This is a genomic window from Kocuria rosea (assembly GCF_023715525.1).
GTDB classification, from domain to species: Bacteria; Actinomycetota; Actinomycetes; order Actinomycetales; family Micrococcaceae; genus Kocuria; species Kocuria rosea_A.
The window spans coordinates 54,370-75,968 of record NZ_JAMBOG010000017.1 but is presented as its reverse complement, the minus strand read 5'-3'; the positions used below and the strand labels follow the sequence as shown (position 1 = coordinate 75,968).

Sequence of the window (21,599 nt, the reverse complement as noted above, 5' to 3'; positions counted from 1 at the left end):
CGAGCTCGTGACCACCGTGGGCAAAGCCCCGACCACCACCCACTTCCAGGCCTGACCCACCACCGGCCGGCACACCGCACCACCCCCGCCCCCACGCTGCGACAGGCACTTCACCTGGCCCAGCACCTGCGGCCGACACCACCCCACCAGCCACACCAACAGGCCCGGCCCGTCCCCAGGCCCGGGCGCTGAGCCATGCCGCCGCGGACAGCACACCACCGCGGGCGCGCACCCCACCCCGGGGCCTCCTCGCGATCGCGCCCTCCGCAGCTGATCATCCCCGCGCTCATCAGCCCCGCGCTCATCATCGCAACCCCCGTCTGAAGGTGGCCTGTCGTCTGGTGATCAAGCAGCCGGCTGCCAGGCGGCAGGTCCTCGACGGCCCCCAGCCACCGGGCCGCCCGGCTGCCCCAGCCCCGGACACCACCGGCTGCCGGCCCGGGGCAGGGAAGCCCGCGCCACCTGCCCCTCCGACATCCACCTTCCACGGACGGACTCCGCATGACCGAGCACACCACCCCCGACACCTCGGTGGAGGGACTCACCGACCTGCTGCTGGAGTCACCAGAGCTCACCGGGTTCCTGGACGAGTTCACGACCCTGATCGCCGACACCCTGGCCGGCGACGGGAAGGAGGTCTGGTGCGCGGTGACCCTGCTGCGGGACAAGCACGCCGCCACCGTGGCCTCCTCCAGCCCCCGAGCCGCAGCCTGTGACGAGATCCAGCTGCCCTTCGGCGACGGGCCCTGTCTGACCGCCGCCCGGGAGCACCGGGTGGTCTACGTCCCCGACACCCGCACCGACGCGAGATGGCCCGGCTACGGCCAAGCGGCCGCAGCCGCCGGGATCCTCTGCGCCCTGGGCATCCCCTTCGAACTGGCCGGGGAGGCCTGGACGTCTACTCCGACCAGCCCCACGCCTACGACGAGACCACCATCGCCGCCCTCCAGCAGCAGGTGGTGGTGGCCTCCAAGGCCTTGCGCCTGGCGGTGCGCCTGGCCCGCCACCACGACACCGAGACCCACCTGAAAGCAGCCCTGACCTCTCGGACCACCATCGACCTGGCCGTGGGCATCGTCATGGCCCAGAACCGCTGCCCCCAGCACCAGGCGATCGAGATCCTCAAAGCCGCCTCCAGCCACCGCAACATCACACTGCGCGAGCTGGCCGCCGAGCTCGTGACCACCGTGGGCAAAGCCCCGACCACCACCCACTTCCAGGCCTGACCCACCACCGGCCGGCACACCGCACCACCCCCGCCCCCACGCTGCGACAGGCACTTCACCTGGCCCAGCACCGCGAAACACACACAGGCGGTCACACAGGCAGTCACACAGGACACCAACCCCGCCGACCGCCACCCCCGCCACGGCAACAGGTGACCCCCCACGGTGGCGGGCCGTCGCCGAGAGCGCCGCCGCCACCCAGCACCGCACCCACCGTCCCTCACCCACCTCCTCCCGCACCCCTGAACACACCCAGCACCCACGCAGAATCAGCACCCACACAGAATCAGCACCCACACAGAATCAGCACCAGGCACCCCCCGCGGCTCGGCACCGGACGGGTACCACCACCCCGGCCGGACCGGTGATCGAACCCCACCCCGGGCCGATCATGCGGTGAAAGCTCATCCCGGCGACACCACCGACCACCACCCCGAGTAGCGGCACCCGGGCGATGATGCCCCGGTGGTCGGAGACCTTTTCCCCGACGGGCAGGCGGGGAAGGAGGGGGATGGAATCGAGCCGGCCCGGGAGGGTGAACGGCACCCGACTCCGCCCCAGGATGGCCAGGACATGGGAACGAGGTAGGACCTCAGGGGCGCCCTGGGCCCACGACGTGCTGGTAGCGCAGCAAGTTCTCCGGGTCCAGGGCGGCCTTGGCCTGCACGAGCCGGGCGTAGGCATCGGCCGGCCAGGCCCGGGCCCGGTCGGCCTCGGTGTCCGGGAAACCGTAGTGGTTGACGAACACCCCGGACGGGGCGTGCGGGGCCATGGCCTCCACCAGCGTGTTCACCGCCGCCGGCACCCTTGGGGCCACCGGGGGCACGAGCAGGGCGAGGACCCCGAGGAAGCAGCCCGCCCCGCGCCCGTGCACCGCATCCGGGACCTGCCCGGGGTGGGCGAAGGCCGCACCCATCTGGACGATCTCCACCGCCACGACGGGACAATCCTTGCCGGGTCCGGCCACGGCCAACAGGTCCTCGACGGCGCCGGTGTCGAAGGCGGCCAGGAACCCCCCGGTGTGCAGCAGCGGGACCGGATCGGCCGGGTCCATGTCGATCCGGTCCACCTCGCGGTAGTCCATCGGCCCCACCGTCTCCAGCACCGGGTGGGAGAGCGCCCGCATCGGGGCCAGGACCTGCACCCCCTCATCAGGATCCCCGACCCAGGCCAAGCGCAGGTGCACCAGGAACTGCCCGCGCAACGGGCCGGGCACCACCGGCAGCTCCGGCAGGCGCAGCAGGGCGATGGAGGTGTTGGCCTGTTCGGGCAGGGCCGGGGCCCAGGCGCTGAAAGCGGACAGCACCCGGTGGGCATCGGCCCCCGGGGAGAAGATGCCCCCGCCGTAGAACCCGTCCAGGGGCACCAGCTCGAAGGTCAAGGACGTGACCACCCCCAGGTGGCCCTTACCCCCGCGCAACAGGGCCAACAGCTCCGGCTCGTGGCCGGCATCGAGGTGGTGCAGAGCCCCGTCGGGGGTGACCAGTTCGGCGGCCCGGAGGCGCTCGGCGGCCCAGCCGAAGGTCCGTCCCAGGATCGGCAGGCCCCCGGCCAGGGTGTAGCCCACGACGCCGACATCGGTGGAGGACCCGTTGAGCCCGATCAGCCCATGGGGAAGCGCGGCCTCCAGCACGCTGCGCCACCTCACCCCGGCCCCGACCCGGGCGGTGCGCTGCCCGGGGTCCACCTCAAGCTCTTGCATGCGGGTGGTGGTGATCAGCAACCCGCCCTCCATGGCCTCACCCGCCCCGTGACCGGTGGCCTGGACCCCCACCGGGCACCGGTGGGTGGACGCCCACCCCATGGCGGCCACCACGTCCTCGGCGCCCGTGACGCCCACCACCACCTCCGGGCGCGCCACCCCGGCCAGGTTGAACCCGGCCACCTCCCGGACGAAGCCCCCCTCCTGCGGGACCAGGACCGGGCCGCGCACACAGCCGGTGAGTTCCTCGACATCCGCGGCGGAGATCCTTCCCGGCCCCTGACACCCTCGGTTGCGCCCCGCCCACAGCAGCCCACGACCTCCACGGCCCTGGAAGGGCGCGCGACGACAGGAACAGCCGCACCGGCTACACGATCAGTCTCCCCCGCGCCCACCCAGCGCGCTGAGCACGAGAACAGGTTCGTGACCGCACCGTTGCCCCATAACGCCCCCGAACACCTGCCCGGAAGCACCGGAGAGAACCTGCCCGGCACCTCGTCAGCCGGCCACGCTCCGGAAACATCCAAACACGGCGAGACCCGAAGAACCCGGCCAGTAACGCGCCAGCCTCCCGGGGAAGCCGACCCGGCGCTGCCCCGCATCCCGGCCAGGAACCACGACATCCACGCACCCAAATCCACGCACCCAAATCCACGCACCCAAATCCACGCACCCGAAGAAATGCCTGACACCAGGGTTCAGCACCCGGCGGTTTCCCACCCCAAGGCCCCGGCGCGGAACCATCACCCATTTCCCGAAACGGCGAACACCCCCCCCCGTCTCACCGGCCCGCCCCACCCGCAGAAGCGATATCCGCCCGCAGAACCTATCACCACACACCCCAGCGCTATCCCGGCCGCCCCGTGCCACCACGAAAAACCCTCCCGCCCCCGCCGGACGTCATTTCACCGAGGACGGCCCACTACCCCAGTGGCGCTTATCCTGCCCCGGGACGGGAAATTCCCACCCCCGAGCACCACTCCCCAAGGCGGCCACTGCTGCCGAAGGGCACGGCTCACGCCGCGCGGCTCACGCCGTGCGGCGTGCGCGGTGGGCTCAGCTCTGCGCGGCCTGGTAGGCCTCCCGCACCTTCGCGTTGATAAGGACGACGCGCGCACCGCCGCCGCACAGCATGCACAAACCAGCGCCGGTGGCGACCCACGACGATGCCCGGAGCAGCCGGCGGCATCGGCTGACACCCACTCCTGAGGCTGTCATCCGCGCGCCCACAGCAGCTCGGCGACGGGCTCGGCCGCCGCTCTCACCCGGTGCGGCGTCCTGGTGTCACTACCTCCCGGATCCGCCGACGCAAGCCGGCCCCCGCCGCGATCAGGCCCACGGTGTTGCGGATCCGGGTATCGGTGACGGCCAGCCGCCGCCCGCCCCGGTCCTTGCCGGCGGCCCGACGACCGGCCACCGAGCCAATGCTGCGCTCCCGCTCGACCTCTCGCTTCATCTGCGCCAGGGCGGCCATGGCGGTGAAAAGCCTCGAGCCCATCGGAGAGGTGGTGTCCCGGTCTCCTCGACCCGGGCCCGGCACCCGGAACCCGCCCCCTCCACCGAACCCAGGATACGGCCGAACAGACCGCGGAAGAGGCCGCGGAGGGTGCGGAGGAGGCGGCCGAGGGTGCAGGGGCGGGGCGTCGGGTCCAAGAACTCAGACGAGGTCGACAACCGGGGAGTAATGGGAAGAATCGCCCTCGATCCCGCAGCTGTGCTGCCCGTCCACCCCGACCGGGATGCCCCCGGCGACGGTGATGCGGTGGAGCTTACGCGGGGCGCGGTCGTCGTTGTCGATGGCGTAGTTAGGGGCAATCAGCGCAAGTCGCTCCTGGACCGTGGCCAGGCGCCGGGAGAGGTTCGCCGAGCTCAGCACCCGCGATCCTCGGCATGGGATGCCCGGATGGATGGTTTCATCGGGTGCGCTGCTCAGTGCCCCGTGGGTGCGGGCACGACCATCACCGGGCCTTCGCTGTCGTGGAGCACAGCCTGGGAGACAGAACCGAGCAGGAGCCCCCGGAATCCGCCGATGCCGCGGGAGCCGACTACGACGAGGTCTGCGGTGCGCGAGGCATGGGTCAGAATGGTGGCCGGGCGTCCCACGTGGATGTGGTGCTCCACGGTCAGCTCCGGATGCTGTTGCACGATCTCGTCGGCGATGTCGGCCAGCTTCTGCTCCGACGCCTGGACGTACCGGTCCGTGTCGAACTCCTCCTGGAACCAGCTCGGGGTTTGGGTCAGCACCACGTTGACGGACACCAGGACCAGGGTTCGGCCGTGGTCCCGGGCGTAGTCGACGGCCTGCCGTAGAGCCGGGTGGCGGGATCCCAGGGCGTCGATGCCCACGACCACGCGTCCGGTGAAGTCGACATCCTCGACGCCGATGGGGCCGGCGGGCTCGAGCGCGAAATCCTCGAACCCGTCGGACGGGTCAGCAGGTCGATCCTTCCGCCCGGGGACGATGATGACGGGGCACACCGCATGCGCGGCGACCGCCGCGGAGACGGATCCGAGACGCCCGCGCAGCGCACCGCCGCGTCCACGCTTGCCCAGAACCACCAGGCCGGCCGAGCCCGAGGACTTCACGATGGCCTTCGCAGCGTCTCCGGCGACCTCCACGACCTCCACGGCCACCCCGGCGGCCTCCGCGATGGCGCGGGCGTCGGCGAGGTGCTCGGCGTTGTCCTTCATCACCGCCCGGGTGGCGCGCGTCTCCGCCGCGTGGTCCCCCACGTCGATCCGGGGATAGGCGCCCAGCAGGCGTACCGTGCAGTTCCGGGCACGGGCCTCGTCCACGGCGCGGCCCAGTGCCAGCCGAGCCTCCTCGGAGCCGTCGACGCCGACGAGCACGACAGGGCCTCCGGCGCCGACATCCCCGGCCTGGCCCGGAGCACGGAACGTCCGGTCCATACCGGAAGCGTAAGTGATCCGTGACACCCAGATCGAGGCCAGCGCGACCGGCGCCCGCCCCAGTCCCTGCCGGCGACCCGGCGCTCGGCCACCGAGCCGGTGATGTCTTCGCGCTGGATCTCCAGGCCCATCTGCGCCGGAGCAGCCATGACGGCAAGGCCCATCGAGCCCATCGGCGCAGCGGTGTCGACGTCTCCCCCTCCCCCACGACGGGTCGGCACCGGCAGACCTGAACACGGGGCAGATAGCCGGCACGAGCGCACTGACGCAGCGTGGGACAGCACTGCCCTCGGCGTCCTGGGCGGGCCCCCCGTCGCTTCCTCTCGGCCAGCCGTGCGGTCGGCCCGGAAGTCGCCTCGCCGAACCGATGGAGGCAGGCGCGTACGGTGAAGGGAAGTCATCCCTCCGTGCGAGGACAATGGGCATGATGGGATGCCTCGTCGCCGCGTTGATCATCGGGGCCCGGCCCGCCCGATCGAGCCCGGCAAGCAGGACCTGAGGCTGCTGGCGACCCTGGCGCCGGGGCCGGCAGGTGCACTGACCGTCGGGTGGGCTGCCGACCTACTGGGCACCGCCGGAACCGCAGCGGGCGCCACTGACCGGCACCCCGCGAGGGACCTGCTCAGGAGAGCAGGGGCAGCAGCGATCCAGTGAGGGTCAGCGCGGCCCCGGTCCCCTGCAGTGCCCAGGCGTGGCGGTAGGGGGCGGCCAGGGACCACCGCTCGGGGTGGTCGGCGCGGTAGTACACCGTGATCGCCTCCCCGGGAGCCGGGGCGGGCTGCGGCAGGGGCAGCCACGGCTCCTCGTGGAGGCCCGTGCGGGTGTACCAGCGCAGCCGGTGCCGGCCGTCTCCGAGCACGTGCACGGCCTCGGCGGTGAGCCACCTCAGGTAGCAGCAGCGCAGGACCAGCCCACCGGCCGCCAGCACCAGCCCCGTGATGGTGACGGCGCCACCGAGCACGTCCAGCAGGACAGGAGAGGGGAGGGTGGCCACGACTCCAGGCTAGGGTCCCGGCCCCGCTGCCTCGCGGTCGCGGGATGAAACTTACAGCGTTCTTCCGGCCGGCACCGCTATCCTGTGTGCTTGCCACGACCTGATGCCCAGGCCCCGACCTTCAGCGGAACACGGAGATCATGAGCGCCGCCTGCGACGCCCCCGATGACAGACCCTGGCCTTCGGGCAGGACGGATCATGCGGGGCGGTGGAGCAGAGGAACGTGCTCTCCTTCCTGGTCGGAGTGGCACTGAACGCCGCACCCACGACCTGATGCCCTCCCCTGCGGGCAGAGAGCCGCCGTGACGGCCACCGACGTGGTGCACGATCGCCGCGTTTTGACCGCACCGGCAGCCGGGACAGCACGACCACGGCGGGCAGGTGCTGAGCGGGCCCGTCTCCGGGCCCGACACCGTGACCCTGGACGACCCGTCGGGCACCCCGCGCGTCGGCGGCCTGCAGAGAGCGATCCCGGCCCACGAGTTTGGCGGCGCCCTCCCCCACCAAGCGCCCGGCCGCAACCACGGCGCCCTCGAGGCGGGTCCCCGGTTCCTGGCGTGGAGCCCCGGCCCGTGCACAAATTGTCAACCACCTGTTGCGCTGACGCCCTGCCGGGGCGGACTCGGCGCGCTTGGACCTACCGGATATCGGAGACTGAAGGACTTTTATGGACAGCGACACATTGATCAATCTCGGACTCGTGCTGGCTTTCGTGGTGGTCGGGGGTGTGTTCGCCGGCACGGAGATGGCGATCGTGAGCCTGCGGGAGAGCCAGATCAAGCGGATCGAGCGCTCCGGCCGGAAGGGTACCCGGACCGCGGCACTGGTGCGGGACCCGAACCTGTTCCTCTCCGCGGTGCAGATCGGGGTGACCGTGGCCGGGTTCTTCTCCTCCGCCTACGGCGCCTCCACGATCGCCCCCGACCTCGCCCCGCTGCTGGCCCGCGCCGGGCTGCCGGCGCCGGCGGCGCAGACCGCGGCGCTGATCGCGATGACCCTGGTCATCGCCTACCTCTCCCTGGTGTTCGGGGAGCTGGTGCCCAAGCGCCTGGCCATGCAACGGGCCGTGGGGTTCACGAAGGTCCTGGCCCCGCCGCTGAGCGTCTTCGCCGCGCTCATGCGCCCGGTGATCTGGCTGCTGTCGGCCTCCACCAACACGGTGGTGCGCCTGCTGGGGGCGGACCCGCACGCGGTCACCGAGGAGGTCACCGCCGAGGAGATCCGGGAGATGGTGGTGGACACCCGCGGGATCGGGCCCGTCTCCCGCTCGATCCTCACCGACGTCTTCGCCGCCGGGGACCGCCGGCTGGCCGAGGTGATGCGCCCGCGCCCCGATGTGGAGTTCCTCGACGGGTCCCTGTCGATCAACCAGGCCTACCGGCAGGCGCTGTCGCTGCCGCACTCCCGCTACCCCGTCACCGGCCACGACATCGACGACGTGCTGGGCTTCGTGCACATCCGCGACCTCGTGGCCGCCGACGCCGACGGGGACGGGATCATCGAGGCCCCCCCGCGCACCCTGGCCGAGATCCTGCGCCCGATCCCCTACCTGCCCGAGACCAACTCCGTGCTGCGCACCCTGCAGTTCATGCGCAAGGGCGGCCACCACATCGGGCTGGTGGTGGACGAGTACGGCGGGACCGCCGGGATCGTGACCCTGGAGGATCTGGTGGAGGAGCTGGTGGGGGAGATCTACGACGAGTTCGACACCGGAGCCCGCGAGCACGAGGACACCGTGCTGCGCTCCGGCGAGGCCGTGCTCGTGGACGGCGGGCTCATCATCCAGGAGGTCCCGGCCGAGACCGGGCTGGTGATCCCGGAGGGCCACTACGAGACCGTGGGCGGGTTCCTCATGGAGCGGCTGGGGCGGGTCGCGCGCACCGGCGACACGGTAGAGGTCGAGGGCTACCGCCTGGAAGTGCTCGCCACCGACCGCCACCGGGTCGAACGCGTCCGCATCACCCGCCTGCCCGAGGCCAGCGCCACCGAGACCAGCGCCACCGAGGCCAACACGACCGAGACGAAACCGGCCGGCTGAACCCACCGGTGCGCCCATGCACCCAGTCGCCCGTATCCCGGGGTCAAGGCTGCGCCTGGGCGTACCGGTCCGCCGAGAACGACCGTGCCGGGTGGTCGCCCCGCACCGGCCCCCGGCGTCTCGCTCCCTCCCTTCCCTGGAGTGGCCGCCGCTGCCCGGTTCCTGTTGCCCCGTTCCCGCCGACGGGGCCGCCCGGCAGAGGTGTGCCCTGCCTCACAGGAGAAGGCGCGAGGTCTCGTATACACTAGGAAACGCCTTAGGGGAGTATCCCTCAGCGCTGTGGACGTCAGTACGTCGGGTGAACGAGCCCGGCCGGACGCAGCGGCCCAGCTCGGCGGCACGGACCGGAGAGGTCCCGGCCGAGCGGCGGAGAGACTTACGGCGGTCCTGCCCCCGACCCCGAAAGCGCAAACCTATGGATGTCTCCACCACCGTGTGGGCCGTGACGATCGTCGTGATCGTCGGCCTGCTGTTGTTCGACTACTTCTTCCACGTCCGCAAGGCGCACGAGCCCCAGCTGAAGGAAGCCGCGATCTGGTCGGCGATCTACGTCGGCCTCGCTCTGCTCTTCGGCCTGTTCGTGCTCCTGCAGTGGGGCGGGCGCTACGCCGGGGAGTACTACGCCGGCTACATCACGGAGAAGGCCCTGTCGGTCGACAACCTCTTCGTGTTCCTCATCATCATGGCCTCGTTCAAGGTCCCGCGCGCGGACCAGCAGAAGGTCCTGCTCTTCGGCATCACCTTCGCCCTGATTGCCCGCACCGCCCTGATCTTCGTGGGAGCAGGGCTGATCAACCAGTTCGCCTGGATCTTCTACGCCTTCGGGCTCATCCTGCTGCTCACGGCCGGCTCCCTCATCAAGAAGGAGCTCGCCACCGAGGACCACGACGAGGCCGACAACGTCGTGGTGCGGCTGGCCAAGCGCTTCATCCACACCACCGACCACTACGACGGCGACAAGCTGTTCACCGTCCACCACGGCAAGCGGGCCATGACCCCGATGCTGCTGGTGATGGTCGCCATCGGCGGCACCGACATCCTCTTCGCCTTCGACTCCATCCCGGCGATCTTCGGCCTGACCCAGGAGACCTACCTGGTGTTCACCGCCGTGGCGTTCTCCCTGATGGGCCTGCGCCAGCTCTACTTCCTCATCGACGGCCTGCTGGACCGGCTCATCTACCTGTCCTGGGGCCTGGCGATCATCCTCGGCTTCATCGGCGTGAAGCTGGTCATCCACGCCCTGCACGAGAACACCCTGCCCTTCATCAACGGGGGCGAGCACGTCGAGGTGATCGAGATCAGCATCGGGACGTCCCTGTCCGTGATCGTCGGCGTGCTGGCCGTGACCGTGCTCGCGTCGCTGTTCAGCCCCAAGGGCCGGGCGGTGCATATCATCGGCGGGCTGCAGACGACCGCCGAGAAGTACGTGACCCTGCCCCAGGACGCCCCGGACGAGCAGCGCCGGGCCCTGGCCGCCAAGGCCGCCCGCTACCAGGACAAGATGGACTCGATCTCCCCCCGCTACCGGGAGGAACTCATCGCCTCCGAGAAGTACTTCCACGACCTGCTGGACCGCGCTCACGGCAAGCACCGCCAGTACGAACGGACCGGTGTGGCCCCCGAACCCGAGTCCGTGCCCGCCGCTGCGGCGGAGTCGGTCAGGGGCGCCCGCGCCGACACGCAGGCGGCTGCCGGCACCACCACCCCGGACACCCGGCACGACGAGGGCACCAGCACCGGCTGACACCGCGCCCGGGGCAGGAACCGTCCCAGCCGGTCGGTTCCTGCCCCGGGCCCCCTTCCATCGCCCCTGACAGGAGTTCCCCCACATCCCCCCGGTCGATGTGCCAGCACACCAGCAGATCTCCACTGGTGAATCGCCTCGTACATCGCCCCCAGGACATGGCCGATGGGAAGCCGTCCTCTACGCGAGACCAGCCGGGCTGGGAGCGTCCTCCCAGGGGTATGAGGTGGTCACACCACAAGGGCAGTTCACTCTTCCACCGCTGGCGCAACAGTCCTGGTCGGGACGATCATCACCGGGCTCTCGCCCTCGTGGGGGACGGCCTGCGACACGGACCCCACGAGCAGTTCCCGGAACCCGCCGTAGCCGCGGCTGCCCATCACGACAAGCTCCGCCGAGCGGCTGGCCTCCACGAGCTGCTTCCGGGGGATCCCGAAGAGCACTAAGGTTTTGACCGGCAGGTCCGGATACCGGGATCGGATCGCCTCGGCCACTTCATCGACCATGGTCCGGGCCGGCTCCAGGAAGTGTTCGCGGATCGCCCGGTCCAGATCCACCGCTCCTGTCGATGTGGTCGTGACGTCGGGGACCACCGTCAGCAGAGCCAGGCCCCGGTCGTGCCGCTGGGCGTACCGGGCCGCGGCCACGATCGCGGGATGGTGCGTCACGAGCCGATCCACGCCCACCACGACACGGTCGGCGAAAGGACGAGCGCCGGCGCGCGGATCCTGCGCCTCCGGCCTCCGCCGATCCGGCAGCACGACCACCGGGCACTGGGCGTGCGCCGCTGCGGCGGAGACGGAGCCCATCCGCCCACGCACCCCGTGCCGACCTCGCCTGCCCAGCACCAGCCCCGAAGACGTCTCCGACTGCTTGGTCAGCACCTCAGCGGCGTCACCGCGCTCCACGACCCCCCTGGCACCGACCCCGCGTTCCTGCGCGTGCGCCACAGCCCGGCCCGCGGCTCTGGCCGGCTCCTTCTCCACTGCCTCCGTGAAGGACCCGTACAGACCCGGGTCGAGGACCACGGGGCGCCCGGTGGAGACCACGACGAGCAGCTCGGCCGCCAGTGCTGCTGCCTCCTGGATGGCTCATTCCAGGGCGCGGTCGCTGTTCTCGGACCCGTCGTATCCGACGACGATGCGCTCGGTCATGGTGCCAGTTCTCCGTTCGCACGGGGGGTCCGGGCCGTCGCGGTGGTTCCCACCGTAGTCAGCGGCACCGTTCGACGCCTCGTCACACTGGGTCGAGCGCGGCATGTGTCGTGCCAAGGCCATCACCCGCTCAGCAGCATCGACCGGGTCTCCGCTCAGCCGCAACTCGTCGGCAAGGGACGCGCGGAGGTCGCCGGGCGCTTGCGCGGGGAGCATCGTCATGCTGGACGCCCCCGGTGGCGCGGCTGCCCCTCGTGCAGCCGTGACACCACGGACGCGCACCCATCGGGCCCCTGGGCGAAGCCACCGTCGTGGACGGTGTCCGGCAGCGCGCCACCTGCGGAGAGGCGACGCACGCGCCGTGTCCATCGAGCTGGACCGGCCCAGTCCGGGCCTCAGGGACTGACGGCCAGGAAGAGGAAGGCGGCCAGCAGGATCAGGTGCGCCCCGCCCTGCAACCTGGTGGACCGTCCCGGGACGACGGTGAGCACCCCGACGAGAGCGGTGAGGGCCAGCAGCACCATCTGGGTTGCACCCAGTCCCAGCAGCAGGGGCCCGTCCAGCCAGATCGAGGCCACCGCGATGGTCGGGATGGTCAGCCCGATGCTGGCCATCGCCGAGCCCAGAGCCAGGTTGAGGCTGATCTGGAGGCGGTCGCGGCGGGCCGCGTGCACCGCCGCGAGGGTCTCCGGAGCCATGATGAGCAAGGCGATGACCACCCCGACGAAGGAGTGCGGGAACCCCAGGGCTGCCACACCGGCCTCGATGGCCGGGGACTCCACCTTGGCCAGGCCCACCACCGCCACCAGGGACACCGAGCAGAACCGGCGTGAGGGATGGGTGCTGGCCCAGTGGCTGGTCGCCCATGCCGAGGACCTGGACGTCCAGTACGTCATCTTCGACGACCGGTTCTGGAGCGCCCACAGCGCCCGGGGCCGGTGGCAGCACTACGACGCCCCCGAGCCCGGCAACGAGATTCTGCGCCACCTCGACCACGTGCACGTGGACGTGCTGCGCGGAGACCCGCGCTGAGCAGGAGATCGCAGCCCCGGGCAGCCCGAGGGCGCCCTCCGCCGGCCGCTGCTGTGGCGAGGGAGCAGCCGTGGCGCCGGCCTGTGAGAACGGCCGCGCCGGTGGTGCGCGGCCCCGCTTCGTGGGGTCGTTCGCTCATCCGCCGTCACGACGCAGCGTGCGACCCCACGGTGCTACGGCCGGGGGGTGTCTGCTGCTTCGGCAGCGGCGGTGGCGGCCCAGCTGGTGAGGAGCTTGAGGTGCTCCTCGTGGACCGTGGCGGGTTCCGCGGTGTAGACGCTCAGTTCCGTGACCGCGCCGGGAACGGTGGGCAGGACCAGGGACTGGTAGGTCAGCTCCAGGGCCCCGACCACGGGGTGCTGCAGGCGCTTGGTCCCCTCGTGGCGGATGCGGATGTCGTGGGAGGCCCACAGCGTGCGGAATTCCCCGCTGAGGGTGGACAGTTCTCCGATGAGCTCGCGCAGGGCCCGGTCGTTGGGCTCGCGGCCGGCTTCGGTCCGCAGCAGCGCGACGGTTGCCGCGGCCCCGGCCTCCCAGTCGATGAAGAAGTCCCGCGAGGCCGGGTCGAGGAAGTGGTAGCGGGCGAAGTTCGCGCGGCCGTGGGCGGTGGTGGTGGTGCTGGCGAACATCGGCGCGTGCAGGGCCCGGGCCAGGGCGTTGGTCGCGACGACGTCGAGGCGGCCGTTGCGCACGAAGGCGGCCGACATGGTGATGGAGTCCAGCATCCACTGGATCGGGGCCGCGACCTCGACGTCCTTGCGGCGCGGAGGCCTGCGGGGTGCGGGCCGGGCCGCGCGAGCCAGGTCGAACAGGTAGGTGCGCTCCTCCTCGTTCAGGTGCAGGGCCCGGGCGACGGCCTCGAGGACGTCCTCGGAGATCCCACGGATGTGGCCCTTCTCCAACCGCGTGTACCACTCGGTGCTCACCCCGGCCAGTACCGCGACCTCCTCCCGGCGCAGCCCGGGAACGCGCCGGCGGTTACCGGCGGGCAGGCCGACCTGCTCCGGGCGCAGCCTGGCCCGACGGGTCACCAGGAAGTCCCGGATGTCGGCGCGATTGTCGGCGGGGGTGTCCATGCCCCCACGATAGGACGCCCCGGCATCCGGTGAGGGGGGAGAGTTTGTCCCCCCATAAACAGGACCTTCTCCGGGCGCGGGAGCAGGGGTGCAATGGAGGGCAGGACGACATCCATGGACCCCAGGAGCACTTGGCATGCAAGGACAAGCCCCCTCGACCCCCACCGAGCTCAGGCCCGCGGTGCACCAGCCCCGGTCGGTGCGCCCGCCGCTGGTGGTGTACGTGCTGGCAGTGGGCACGTTCCTGATGCTCACCACCGAGTTCGTGGTGGCCGGCATCCTGCCGCAGATCGCCGGTGACCTACAGGTCGACGTCGCCCGGGCGGGGATGCTGATCACGGTGTTCGCGGTCGGGATGGTCGTGGGCGCACCGCTGATGGCGATGCTGACCCTGCGCCTGCCGCAGCGGCTGACGCTGGTCCTCGCCCTGGCGGTGTTCGCCCTCGGCCATGTCATCGTCGCCGCCGGCTCCAGCTTCGGCGTGCTGGTCGCCGCACGGTTCCTCACCGCCCTGGCCACCGGGGCGTTCTGGGCCGTCGCGGCGGTGGTGGCCACCCGCGTGGCCGGGCCCGGCGCCGGCTCCCGGGCGGTGGGCATCGTCAACGCCGGCGGCATGCTCGCCACCGTGCTCGGGGTGCCCCTGGGCGCGTTCGCCGCCCAGCTCATCGGGTGGCGGGGCACGTTCTGGGCCCTGGCGGTCCTGGCGGTGACCGCGATCCCCGTCATCGCCCGCCACGTGCCCCACCAGGGGCCGGAGCACGGCGCGGCGTCCCTGCGCGCGGAGCTCACCTCGCTGGGCTCCGGGCGGCTGTGGCTGGTGCTGGCGGCCTGCGCCACCACCACCGGCGGGGTGCTGGCGGCGTACTCCTACATCGCCCCGCTCCTGACCGACCGGACCGGTATCCCCGCGCACCTGGTGCCGCTGGTGCTGGCCGGCTTCGGCCTCGGCTCCCTGGCGGGCTCCGTCCTGGGCGGCCGGCTCGGCGACACCCGCCCCCACGCGACGACGATCGTGGCCCCGGCCGCCACGACGACCCTGTTGCTGGTGATCTGCCTCGTCTCCGGGGCGGCCCTGCCCACCACCGTGCTGATCGCCCTGCTCGGGCTCTTCGGGCTGGGGGCGAACCCGGTGCTGATCTCCCTGGCCGTGCGCTACGCCGATCACGCACCCACCCTGGGCTCCTCGCTCAGCGTGGCCGCCTTCAACGTCGGCACCGCCGCCGCCTCGTGGATCGGCGGCATCGCCCTGGGCTCCGGGCTCGGGCCGGTGGGCCCTGTGGCGGTCGGCGCAGCCATCGCCGCCGTGACCCTGGTCCCCGCCATCGCCCTGGCCCTCACCCACCGTCGCCGTGCCCTCGGCGCCACGGCCACAACCTGACCCGCCTCCCCCACGCCGACCCGCACGACGAACACGACGAAAGAGAGACACCATGCGTGCCACCCTCATGTACGGTCCCGGCGACGTCCGCATCGAGAACGTCCCGGACCCGGTCCTCAAGCAGCCCACCGACGCGCTGGTGCGCATCACCGCCTCCTGCATCTGCGGGTCCGACCTGCACCCCTACCACTCCATGGACCCGGCCGGTGGCCCGGCCCGCATGGGCCACGAATTCATCGGCGTCATCGAACAGACCGGCTCGGCGGTGACCACCCTGACCAAGGGCGACCTGGTCGTGGCGCCCTTCGCCGTCTCGGACAACACCTGCCGGTTCTGCGCCGAGAAGCTGCACACGTCCTGCACCCACCACGAGGCCGGCTTCTGGGACGGCATCCCGGACGAAGGCGGCCAGGCCGAGGCCATCCGCGTTCCCCTGGCCGACGGCACCCTGGTGAAGCTGCCCGTCGCGCCCGACTCGGCCCTGGTGCCCTCCCTGCTGACGCTGGCCGACGTGCTGGGCACCGGCTACCACGCCGCCGTGGCCGGCGGGGTCAACCAGCGCACCCGCGTCACCGTGATCGGCGACGGAGCCGTCGGGCTGCTGGCCGTGCTCTCGGCCAAGCGCCTGGGCGCCCAGCAGATCATCCTCATGGGACGCCACCAGGGCCGCACCGACCTGGGCCGCGCCTTCGGGGCCACCGACGTGGTCTCCGCCCGCGGAGAAGAAGGCATCGCCCAGGTGCGCGAGCTCACCGGCGGACACGGCTCCCACGTGGTCCTCGAAGCCGTCGGCCACATGCCCGCCTACGACCAGGCCGTGGGTGTCGTCCGCCCGGGTGGTGTCGTCAGCCGTGTGGGCGTGCCGCAGTACGAGGACGCCCCGCTCGGCTTCGGCAGCCTCTTCCGCCGCAACATCCGCCTGGCCGGCGGGCCGGCACCGGTGCGCGCCTACATCGAGGAGCTGCTGCCCGACATCCTCGACGGCACCATCGAACCGGGCAGGGTCTTCGACGCCACCACCGACCTCGACGGCGTGCCGGGCGGATACCAGGACATGGACGACCGCAAGAGCCTCAAGGTCCTCATCACCCCCTGAACCCCGCCAGGTCCCTGCTCCGCACACGGAGCCCCGCAGTGCCTCGTCAGGCCCCTTCTCCCCGGACGGGCGGCGCACCGGGAGGATCGCCCTGCTGGCCGGCCTCCCCGGGTGCCGGGCTGTGGCAGCGCCGGTGGCCGCGGCCCCCGGCGCTGCCGACCCCCAGCCACGGGGAGGATCTGCTCAGACCGCGTCCCCGGCGGGGCGGTCGTTGCCGTCCGGGCGGCCGGTCACCGGGTCCGCCCCGGCGCGGCGGTCCTCGTCCGGCACGAGATCGGGCTGGTCGATGTCGGAGGCGACGATCGGCGGCACCTCCCCCAGCGGAGGGGCGGGCTCCTCGTCCAGCCGGGCGTCCAGCGGCAGCGGCTGCTCCGGGGTCGCCTCGACATCGGCTGTCCGCGGCGCACCGGTCGAGGGAATGAGGTCCTCGGTGGCAGGCGCGGTGGTGACCTCGGCGGTCGCCCCCGCCTCGGCGGACGGGGTGGGCGGGGTCACCGGGCCGCTGTCCGTGGCGGCGTTCGCCTCCGTGCCGGCGTTCGTGCCGGAGTCCGTGGACTTCGCGGCCGCGGCGGCGCCGGCGGCGGCCACCCCGGCCGCGGCCACGCCCGCGGCGATCACCTTCCCGGACACCCCGGCCTTGCCGCTGTCACCGCGGGAGCCGGCGGCGTCCTGAACCCCCGGAGCACCCACGGCGGCCCCCGGGTTCACCGTCCCGCGCCAGGCGCCGGTGGCGTAGCCGGCGTCCTCGATGAACGCCTTGAACCGCTCCAGGTCCTTCTCCGCCTGGTTCTCCACGACGTTGAGCTTGTCACCGATCTTCTCCACCAGCCCCTCGGGCTCGTACTCCAGCACCAGGTGCACCTGCGTCTGGGCGGCACCCACCGCCTGGAACTCCACGGTCCCGGCGTTGGTCGCGCCCTCGGTGGCGGCCCAGGAGACCTTCCGGTCCGGGACCTGCTCGAGGACCTGCGCCTGCCACTGCCGGCGCACCCCGCCCAGCTCGGCGACCCACTCCAGGCGGTCGTCGCCCAGCTGGCGCACGCTCTGCACCCCGCCCATGAAGTGGGGGAACTCCTCGAACTGCGTCCACTGGTTGTACACCGTGGTGACGGGCACGTCCACGACGACGGTCTTCTCGACTCTGGTGCTCATGGCATCTCCTTCGGGTCCGACGGACAACGGGTGGCGAACAGCCTGAATTCGCCAGTGTGCTTACGGTATACCCGAGGGTGACCCCGTGGCCAGGTCCGGGCCCTAGGGGGGGCTAGGTCTGCTGGGGCTCGGCGGTCGTCGCCTGGCCGGGCTGGGGCTTCGGGTCGGGCCCGCCGTCCGTGGCGAGGGCGATCGCCAGGCCCACGACGATCACCAGGGCCAGGGCCAGGGCGGAGAAGAGGGCGATGGTGGTGAACTTCGTGACCCCTCCGGGTGCGGGCCGGCGGTGGTTCTGGGACTGCTGCGACATGGCGGTTCCTCTCCGGGGCACGTGCGGGGCGCTCGCTGTGCGAGAAGCCTAGGCCAGGGCGGGGCCCGAGCGCAGCCCCCGGGGAGCCCGCGGGCGCCGGGGCCGGCTCAGCCCAGGACCCGCTTGATGCCCTCGCGCTCCTTCTCCAGCCGGCGCACCCGGCGGCCGAGCGTGAGGAGCCGGACCGATCCGACGAGGGCCATGACGAGGGCTCCGGCGATCGCCGCGAACAGCATCGCGACGCCGAGGGGGAGGCTGAAGCTCCAGCCCAGGTAGCGGAAGTCCGCCGGGATGTTGTTCTGGAGGATGAAGACCAGCAGCAGGATCAGGACCAGCAGGCCGAGGACCAGGGCGACCCACATGGCTCCCGAGATGCCCCGGCCCCGGTGCTCGTCGAGCCGGGGATCCGTGCCCACCGGGGGCGGGGCCGCGGCCTCCCGGGGGCCGGGGACCTGCCCCGGCGTGCTGCCGGTCGTGTCCACGGTGTGCGGCGTGGGGTCCGTGCGACGTGCGTCGGAGGACTCCGGTGTGCGCTCCATGACGGCTCTCCCTGCTCCGAGGATGCTCCACTGCTCACGGTAGTCCCGCGCCGGGCGCAGCTGAAGCCCCCGCGGGCCTCAGCGGGTCGCGGCGGCCCGGCCGAGGAAGCGCCGGACCTCCGCGGCGACCCGCGCCAGGGCCTCCTCCTGGCCAAGGGGCGAGGACCGGCCGACCTTCAGCCCGTGGTCGGCGCCCTCGACGGGCACGACGTCGACCGCCGGCGGGCGGACCACCGCGCCCGCTCCCCCGGCCCTCACGGCCTCCACCACCTCGTCCGCGGAGCCGAACGGGTCCCGGGTCCCCTGCACGACGAGGGTGGGCGCCGTGGGCCGCAGGAGCTCCTGGGCCCGGGAGCGCTCCGGCCGCCCCGGCGGGTGCAGGGGGAAGGCCAGGCACACGACGGCGGCGGCGTCCACGGCCCCGGCCGTGCGGCACGCCACGCGCGCCCCGGCGCTGCGGCCCCCGACGACGACGGGCGCGTCCCCGGCCAGCTCGGCGACCACCGGGGCGGCGGCCAGCCACGCGGCGTCGAGGGCGGCCGGGCGCGGGGCGATCCTCCGGCTGGCGACCACCCACGGCTGCTCGTGCCGCACGACGGTGACGCCGTGGCGGGGGAGCTCCTCGGCGAGGGCGACGAGCTCGCGCGAGCCGGCGCCGCCGCCCGCGCCGTGCCCGAGCCACAGCACCGCCGACGGCACCCCGGCGGGGGAGACCAGCAGACGCCCCGGGCCGGCGTCCGTCGGCACGGCGAGCTCGGTGTTCCCGGTCGGTGGCGGCATGTCCTCCACGGTAGCCCGGCGGGCGCGGCGCTGCGGCCCCCGGGCCGGCGGCGCCGCGCAGGGCCTAGCATGGCGCCATGGCATCCCCGAACCCCGCCCGCGGCGCCCGGCCGAGCCGGGCGGACCTGGAGGCCGCCCGGAACACGACCCTGCCCGACCTCCTGGGGCCGGGCCTGAAGCTGCTGGTCTGCGGGATCAACCCCAGCCTGTGGGCCGCCGCGACCCAGGCGCACTTCGCCCGCCCGGGCAACCGGTTCTGGCCGGCGCTCTACGACGCCGGGCTGACCGGCCACCTCGTCGACTGCTCGGCCGGGATGACGGAGGCGGACCGCCGGCACGTCGTGGGCCGGGGGCTCGGCATCACCAACCTCGTCCGGCGGGCCACGGCCCGGGCGGACGAGCTCGACCCCGCCGAGTTCGTCGCCGGGCGGGCGCGGCTGGCCGAGCTCGTCGCCGAGCTGCGCCCCGCCGTCGTCGCGGTCGCCGGCGTCACCGCCTACCGGCACGCGTTCGCGGACCCGCGGGCGGTGCTCGGGCGGCAGGACCGGGAGCTGGCGGGGGCGCAGCTGTGGGCCCTGCCCAGTCCCAGCGGGCTCAACGCCCACGCCTCCCGCGCCGGCCTGGCCGAGGCCTTCGCGGCGGCGGGACGGGCCGCCGGCGTGCCGCTGGACCCGCGGCCCCCGGGCGGGGCGCTCAGACGAACAGCAGCAGGCTCAGGGCCATGAGGGCCATGCCGGCGATCAGCCCGTAGATCGACAGGTGGTGCTCGCCGTACTCCCGGGCCGTGGGCAGCAGCTTGTCGAGCGAGACGAACACCATGATCCCGGCGACGCCCGCGAAGACGACGCCGAAGAGGGCGTCGGTGAGGAACGGGCGCAGCAGCAGGTAGCCGAGGATCCCGCCCGCCGGCTCGGCCAGCCCCGACAGGAACGACCAGGTGAAGGCCTTCCGGCGGTTGCCGGTGGCGTGGTAGATCGGCACCGACACCGAGATGCCCTCGGGGATGTTGTGCAGGGCGATCGCCACGGCCACCGGGATCGCGACGGAGGGCTCCTGCAGGGCCGAGACGAACGTCGCGAAGCCCTCGGGGAAGTTGTGCAGGGCGATCGCCACCGCCGTGAGCATCCCCATGCGCATGAGCCGGCGGCTGCGCCCGTCGTCGTCGTGCGGGAACTCGTGGGGGTTGGCGCGCGCGGGCACGAGCCGGTCGATCACGGCGATCAGGGCGATGCCCGCGAAGAACCCGCCCACCGTGGCCCACGCCCCGCCGCGGTCGCCCAGCTCCGCCACGAGGGCCCGCTGGGCCTTGACGAAGATCTCGATCATCGACACGTAGATCATCACGCCCGCGGAGAAGCCCAGGCTCACGGACAGGAACTTGGCGTCGGTGCGCTTCGTCATCAGCGCCAGGAAGCTGCCCACCCCCGTGGCCAGTCCCGCGAACAGCGTCAGGGCGGAGGCGAACAGGATGTCGTTCACGGGCGGGTCGTCCTCGTTCCTGCGCGGGGCTGGGCGCTCGCAGTCTAGCGAAGGCCCGCCGGGAGGACGGGGCGCCGTGCGCCAGAATGGTGGGGTGACGCGCCGCCACGGGACCCCACGATGACGGCCGGGGCCTGGCCGGAGCGGGCGCCCGGTCTCGCCCGGGCGTACCTCTCCGCGTGGGACCTCGCCCCGGACGGCGAGGCGGTCCTCGACGGCGACGCCCTGGCGCGCCCGGTGACCACCGCCGCGGGGGAGCCCGCCGTGCTGCGGATCTCCCGGCCGCGGCCCGGGACGGAGCACGAGCACCTGGCCCTGCGGCTGTGGGGCGGGCGCGGGGCCGTGCGGCTGCTCCGGGCCGAGCCGGCGGACCTGGCGCTGCTGCTCGAGCGGACCCGGTCCGAGGACCTGCACGCCCTGGCGCCCCTCGAGGCGTGCCGCGTGCTGGGCGAGCTCGTGCGCACCCTGTCCCGTCCGCCCCGCCCGCCCTTCCCGCCGCTGTCGGCGCTGGCCCGGGTCTGGCTGGCCGAGCTCGAGGGCGCCGCCGGGCTCGACGCCCACTTCCCCCGACGGTTCCGGCTGCAGGCGGTGAGCACCCTCAAGCGGCTGCTGCGCGAGGAGCTGGACGTCGCCCTCGTCCACCGGGACCTCCACCACGGCGTGGTGCACGCCGCGGACCGGGCGCCCTGGCTCGCCGTCGGCGCGGACCCGGTGCTCGGCACCGCCGAGTACGCCCTCGTGCCCGGGCTGTGGCACCGCGCCGAGGACACCGGGCACGGCGGGGCCCTCGCGGCCGCGCTGGAGGACCGTGCCGAGGCGCTGGCCCTCGCCGCGGACGCCGACCCCGACCGCGTGCGCGCCTGGGCCGTCGTGCGGCTCGCGCTCGCCGCCGCGCAGGAGGCCGGGCGGCCGGGCGGCGCCCCGCACCGCCGGCTGAGCCGGCTCGTGCAGCTGGCGAAGGCGGTGCAGAAGGGGGCCTGAGCGCCGGG

Annotated in this window: 22 protein-coding genes and 1 pseudogene; 9 read left to right on the top strand and 14 right to left on the bottom strand. The window is 72.9% G+C overall.

Translation table 11 applies throughout. From position 1 onward, the window contains the following. Positions 1–501: 501 nt before the first annotated feature. Positions 502–1,029: a GAF domain-containing protein gene (locus M3185_RS12595; protein ID WP_251334025.1), complete on the top strand. Its 528-nt coding sequence runs from the start codon at positions 502–504 to the stop codon at positions 1,027–1,029. Further along, a complete protein-coding gene (locus M3185_RS17420) occupies positions 963–1,226 on the top strand; it encodes an ANTAR domain-containing protein (RefSeq protein ID WP_251334024.1) in 264 nt (87 codons plus the stop codon). Before M3185_RS12595 ends, M3185_RS17420 begins: the two co-directional genes overlap by 67 nt. Before the next feature lie 592 nt (positions 1,227–1,818). Here the strand turns inward: M3185_RS17420 and M3185_RS12585 are convergent. The 5 genes from M3185_RS12585 to M3185_RS12560 all read right to left on the bottom strand — a co-directional run bounded on the left by M3185_RS12585 (position 1,819) and on the right by M3185_RS12560 (position 6,832). After that, the gene (locus tag M3185_RS12585; RefSeq protein ID WP_251334023.1) at positions 1,819–3,159 is read right to left on the bottom strand and encodes an FAD-binding oxidoreductase; all 1,341 of its coding nucleotides are present in this window, start codon (positions 3,157–3,159) and stop codon (positions 1,819–1,821) included. 1,030 nt (positions 3,160–4,189) lie between these two features. Beyond that, the gene (locus tag M3185_RS12580) at positions 4,190–4,426 is read right to left on the bottom strand and encodes a hypothetical protein (RefSeq protein ID WP_251334022.1); all 237 of its coding nucleotides are present in this window, start codon (positions 4,424–4,426) and stop codon (positions 4,190–4,192) included. A 159-nt stretch (positions 4,427–4,585) separates the two neighbouring features. Next, on the bottom strand, positions 4,586–4,804 hold the full coding sequence (locus M3185_RS12575; protein WP_251334021.1) for a hypothetical protein: 219 nt from the start codon (positions 4,802–4,804) through the stop codon (positions 4,586–4,588). A gap of 53 nt (positions 4,805–4,857) precedes the next feature. Beyond that, positions 4,858–5,838 (bottom strand): universal stress protein, encoded by a 981-nt coding sequence (locus M3185_RS12570; RefSeq protein WP_251334020.1) that lies wholly within the window; start codon positions 5,836–5,838, stop codon positions 4,858–4,860. Positions 5,839–6,460: 622 nt separating this feature from the next. Beyond that, positions 6,461–6,832 (bottom strand): hypothetical protein, encoded by a 372-nt coding sequence (locus M3185_RS12560; protein WP_251334019.1) that lies wholly within the window; start codon positions 6,830–6,832, stop codon positions 6,461–6,463. 667 nt (positions 6,833–7,499) lie between these two features. Here M3185_RS12560 and M3185_RS12555 point away from each other — a divergent pair. Both M3185_RS12555 and M3185_RS12550 read left to right on the top strand, forming a co-directional pair. Beyond that, positions 7,500–8,870 (top strand): hemolysin family protein, encoded by a 1,371-nt coding sequence (locus M3185_RS12555; protein ID WP_251334018.1) that lies wholly within the window; start codon positions 7,500–7,502, stop codon positions 8,868–8,870. 415 nt (positions 8,871–9,285) lie between these two features. Further along, entirely contained in the window at positions 9,286–10,614 is a 1,329-nt protein-coding gene (locus M3185_RS12550; protein ID WP_251334017.1) for a TerC family protein, read from the top strand. A gap of 248 nt (positions 10,615–10,862) precedes the next feature. Here the strand turns inward: M3185_RS12550 and M3185_RS17415 are convergent, their stop codons facing one another. The 3 genes and pseudogenes from M3185_RS17415 to M3185_RS12535 form a co-directional block, all read right to left on the bottom strand. Then, positions 10,863–11,702, bottom strand: a complete 840-nt coding sequence (locus M3185_RS17415; protein ID WP_308222204.1) for a universal stress protein — start codon at positions 11,700–11,702, stop codon at positions 10,863–10,865. A gap of 3 nt (positions 11,703–11,705) precedes the next feature. Then, positions 11,706–11,990, bottom strand: coding sequence for a hypothetical protein (locus M3185_RS12540; RefSeq protein ID WP_251334015.1), 285 nt, complete (start codon positions 11,988–11,990; stop codon positions 11,706–11,708). A 173-nt stretch (positions 11,991–12,163) separates the two neighbouring features. After that, positions 12,164–12,583 (bottom strand): annotated as a pseudogene (locus M3185_RS12535) (ionic transporter y4hA); the annotation flags it as partial. On the opposite strand from M3185_RS12535, the gene M3185_RS12530 reads away from it, so the two are divergent. After that, a complete protein-coding gene (locus M3185_RS12530) occupies positions 12,552–12,800 on the top strand; it encodes a hypothetical protein (protein ID WP_251334031.1) in 249 nt (82 codons plus the stop codon). The pseudogene M3185_RS12535 and the gene M3185_RS12530 sit on opposite strands and share 32 nt — an antisense overlap. Positions 12,801–12,973: 173 nt before the next feature. Here the strand turns inward: M3185_RS12530 and M3185_RS12525 are convergent, their stop codons facing one another. Continuing rightward, positions 12,974–13,876: a helix-turn-helix domain-containing protein gene (locus M3185_RS12525; protein WP_251334014.1), complete on the bottom strand. Its 903-nt coding sequence runs from the start codon at positions 13,874–13,876 to the stop codon at positions 12,974–12,976. A 136-nt stretch (positions 13,877–14,012) separates the two neighbouring features. On the opposite strand from M3185_RS12525, the gene M3185_RS12520 reads away from it, so the two are divergent. Together M3185_RS12520 and M3185_RS12515 are read left to right on the top strand one after the other, a co-directional pair. Further along, positions 14,013–15,254 (top strand): MFS transporter, encoded by a 1,242-nt coding sequence (locus tag M3185_RS12520; protein WP_251334013.1) that lies wholly within the window; start codon positions 14,013–14,015, stop codon positions 15,252–15,254. Positions 15,255–15,306: 52 nt separating this feature from the next. Beyond that, positions 15,307–16,350 (top strand): zinc-binding dehydrogenase, encoded by a 1,044-nt coding sequence (locus M3185_RS12515; RefSeq protein ID WP_251334012.1) that lies wholly within the window; start codon positions 15,307–15,309, stop codon positions 16,348–16,350. A gap of 183 nt (positions 16,351–16,533) precedes the next feature. Here the strand turns inward: M3185_RS12515 and M3185_RS12510 are convergent, their stop codons facing one another. The 4 genes from M3185_RS12510 to M3185_RS12495 form a co-directional block, all read right to left on the bottom strand. Then, entirely contained in the window at positions 16,534–17,502 is a 969-nt protein-coding gene (locus M3185_RS12510; RefSeq protein WP_251334011.1) for an SRPBCC family protein, read from the bottom strand. A gap of 112 nt (positions 17,503–17,614) precedes the next feature. Then, complete coding sequence (locus tag M3185_RS12505) at positions 17,615–17,812, bottom strand: hypothetical protein (RefSeq protein ID WP_251334010.1); 198 nt, start codon at positions 17,810–17,812, stop codon at positions 17,615–17,617. Between the two features lie 107 nt (positions 17,813–17,919). Beyond that, on the bottom strand, positions 17,920–18,351 hold the full coding sequence (locus M3185_RS12500) for a LapA family protein (RefSeq protein WP_251334009.1): 432 nt from the start codon (positions 18,349–18,351) through the stop codon (positions 17,920–17,922). Between the two features lie 78 nt (positions 18,352–18,429). After that, entirely contained in the window at positions 18,430–19,131 is a 702-nt protein-coding gene (locus M3185_RS12495; protein ID WP_251334008.1) for an alpha/beta hydrolase family protein, read from the bottom strand. Positions 19,132–19,208: 77 nt separating this feature from the next. On the opposite strand from M3185_RS12495, the gene M3185_RS12490 reads away from it, so the two are divergent. Next, positions 19,209–19,856, top strand: coding sequence for a mismatch-specific DNA-glycosylase (locus M3185_RS12490; protein ID WP_251334007.1), 648 nt, complete (start codon positions 19,209–19,211; stop codon positions 19,854–19,856). Here the strand turns inward: M3185_RS12490 and zupT are convergent. After that, complete coding sequence (gene zupT / locus M3185_RS12485; RefSeq protein WP_251334006.1) at positions 19,825–20,610, bottom strand: zinc transporter ZupT; 786 nt, start codon at positions 20,608–20,610, stop codon at positions 19,825–19,827. The two genes, M3185_RS12490 and zupT, sit on opposite strands and share 32 nt — an antisense overlap. Before the next feature lie 120 nt (positions 20,611–20,730). Here zupT and M3185_RS12480 point away from each other — a divergent pair, with 120 nt between their 5' ends. Beyond that, positions 20,731–21,591, top strand: a complete 861-nt coding sequence (locus M3185_RS12480) for an aminoglycoside phosphotransferase family protein (protein WP_251334005.1) — start codon at positions 20,731–20,733, stop codon at positions 21,589–21,591. Positions 21,592–21,599: the final 8 nt, after the last annotated feature.

What these genes read in the sequence shown, in the direction of transcription:
- M3185_RS12595 (WP_251334025.1), top strand. Translation starts at nt 502, where the DNA reads ATGACCGAGCACACCACCCCCGACACCTCGGTGGAGGGACTCACCGAC.
- M3185_RS12580 (WP_251334022.1), bottom strand. Translation starts at nt 4,426, where the DNA reads ATGGGCTCGAGGCTTTTCACCGCCATGGCCGCCCTGGCGCAGATGAAG.
- M3185_RS12570 (WP_251334020.1), bottom strand. Translation starts at nt 5,838, where the DNA reads ATGGACCGGACGTTCCGTGCTCCGGGCCAGGCCGGGGATGTCGGCGCC.
- M3185_RS12555 (WP_251334018.1), top strand. Translation starts at nt 7,500, where the DNA reads ATGGACAGCGACACATTGATCAATCTCGGACTCGTGCTGGCTTTCGTG.
- M3185_RS12550 (WP_251334017.1), top strand. Translation starts at nt 9,286, where the DNA reads ATGGATGTCTCCACCACCGTGTGGGCCGTGACGATCGTCGTGATCGTC.
- M3185_RS12540 (WP_251334015.1), bottom strand. Translation starts at nt 11,990, where the DNA reads ATGACGATGCTCCCCGCGCAAGCGCCCGGCGACCTCCGCGCGTCCCTT.
- M3185_RS12525 (WP_251334014.1), bottom strand. Translation starts at nt 13,876, where the DNA reads ATGGACACCCCCGCCGACAATCGCGCCGACATCCGGGACTTCCTGGTG.
- M3185_RS12520 (WP_251334013.1), top strand. Translation starts at nt 14,013, where the DNA reads ATGCAAGGACAAGCCCCCTCGACCCCCACCGAGCTCAGGCCCGCGGTG.
- M3185_RS12515 (WP_251334012.1), top strand. Translation starts at nt 15,307, where the DNA reads ATGCGTGCCACCCTCATGTACGGTCCCGGCGACGTCCGCATCGAGAAC.
- M3185_RS12510 (WP_251334011.1), bottom strand. Translation starts at nt 17,502, where the DNA reads ATGAGCACCAGAGTCGAGAAGACCGTCGTCGTGGACGTGCCCGTCACC.
- M3185_RS12505 (WP_251334010.1), bottom strand. Translation starts at nt 17,812, where the DNA reads ATGTCGCAGCAGTCCCAGAACCACCGCCGGCCCGCACCCGGAGGGGTC.
- M3185_RS12500 (WP_251334009.1), bottom strand. Translation starts at nt 18,351, where the DNA reads ATGGAGCGCACACCGGAGTCCTCCGACGCACGTCGCACGGACCCCACG.
- M3185_RS12495 (WP_251334008.1), bottom strand. Translation starts at nt 19,131, where the DNA reads ATGCCGCCACCGACCGGGAACACCGAGCTCGCCGTGCCGACGGACGCC.
- M3185_RS12490 (WP_251334007.1), top strand. Translation starts at nt 19,209, where the DNA reads ATGGCATCCCCGAACCCCGCCCGCGGCGCCCGGCCGAGCCGGGCGGAC.
- M3185_RS12480 (WP_251334005.1), top strand. Translation starts at nt 20,731, where the DNA reads ATGACGGCCGGGGCCTGGCCGGAGCGGGCGCCCGGTCTCGCCCGGGCG.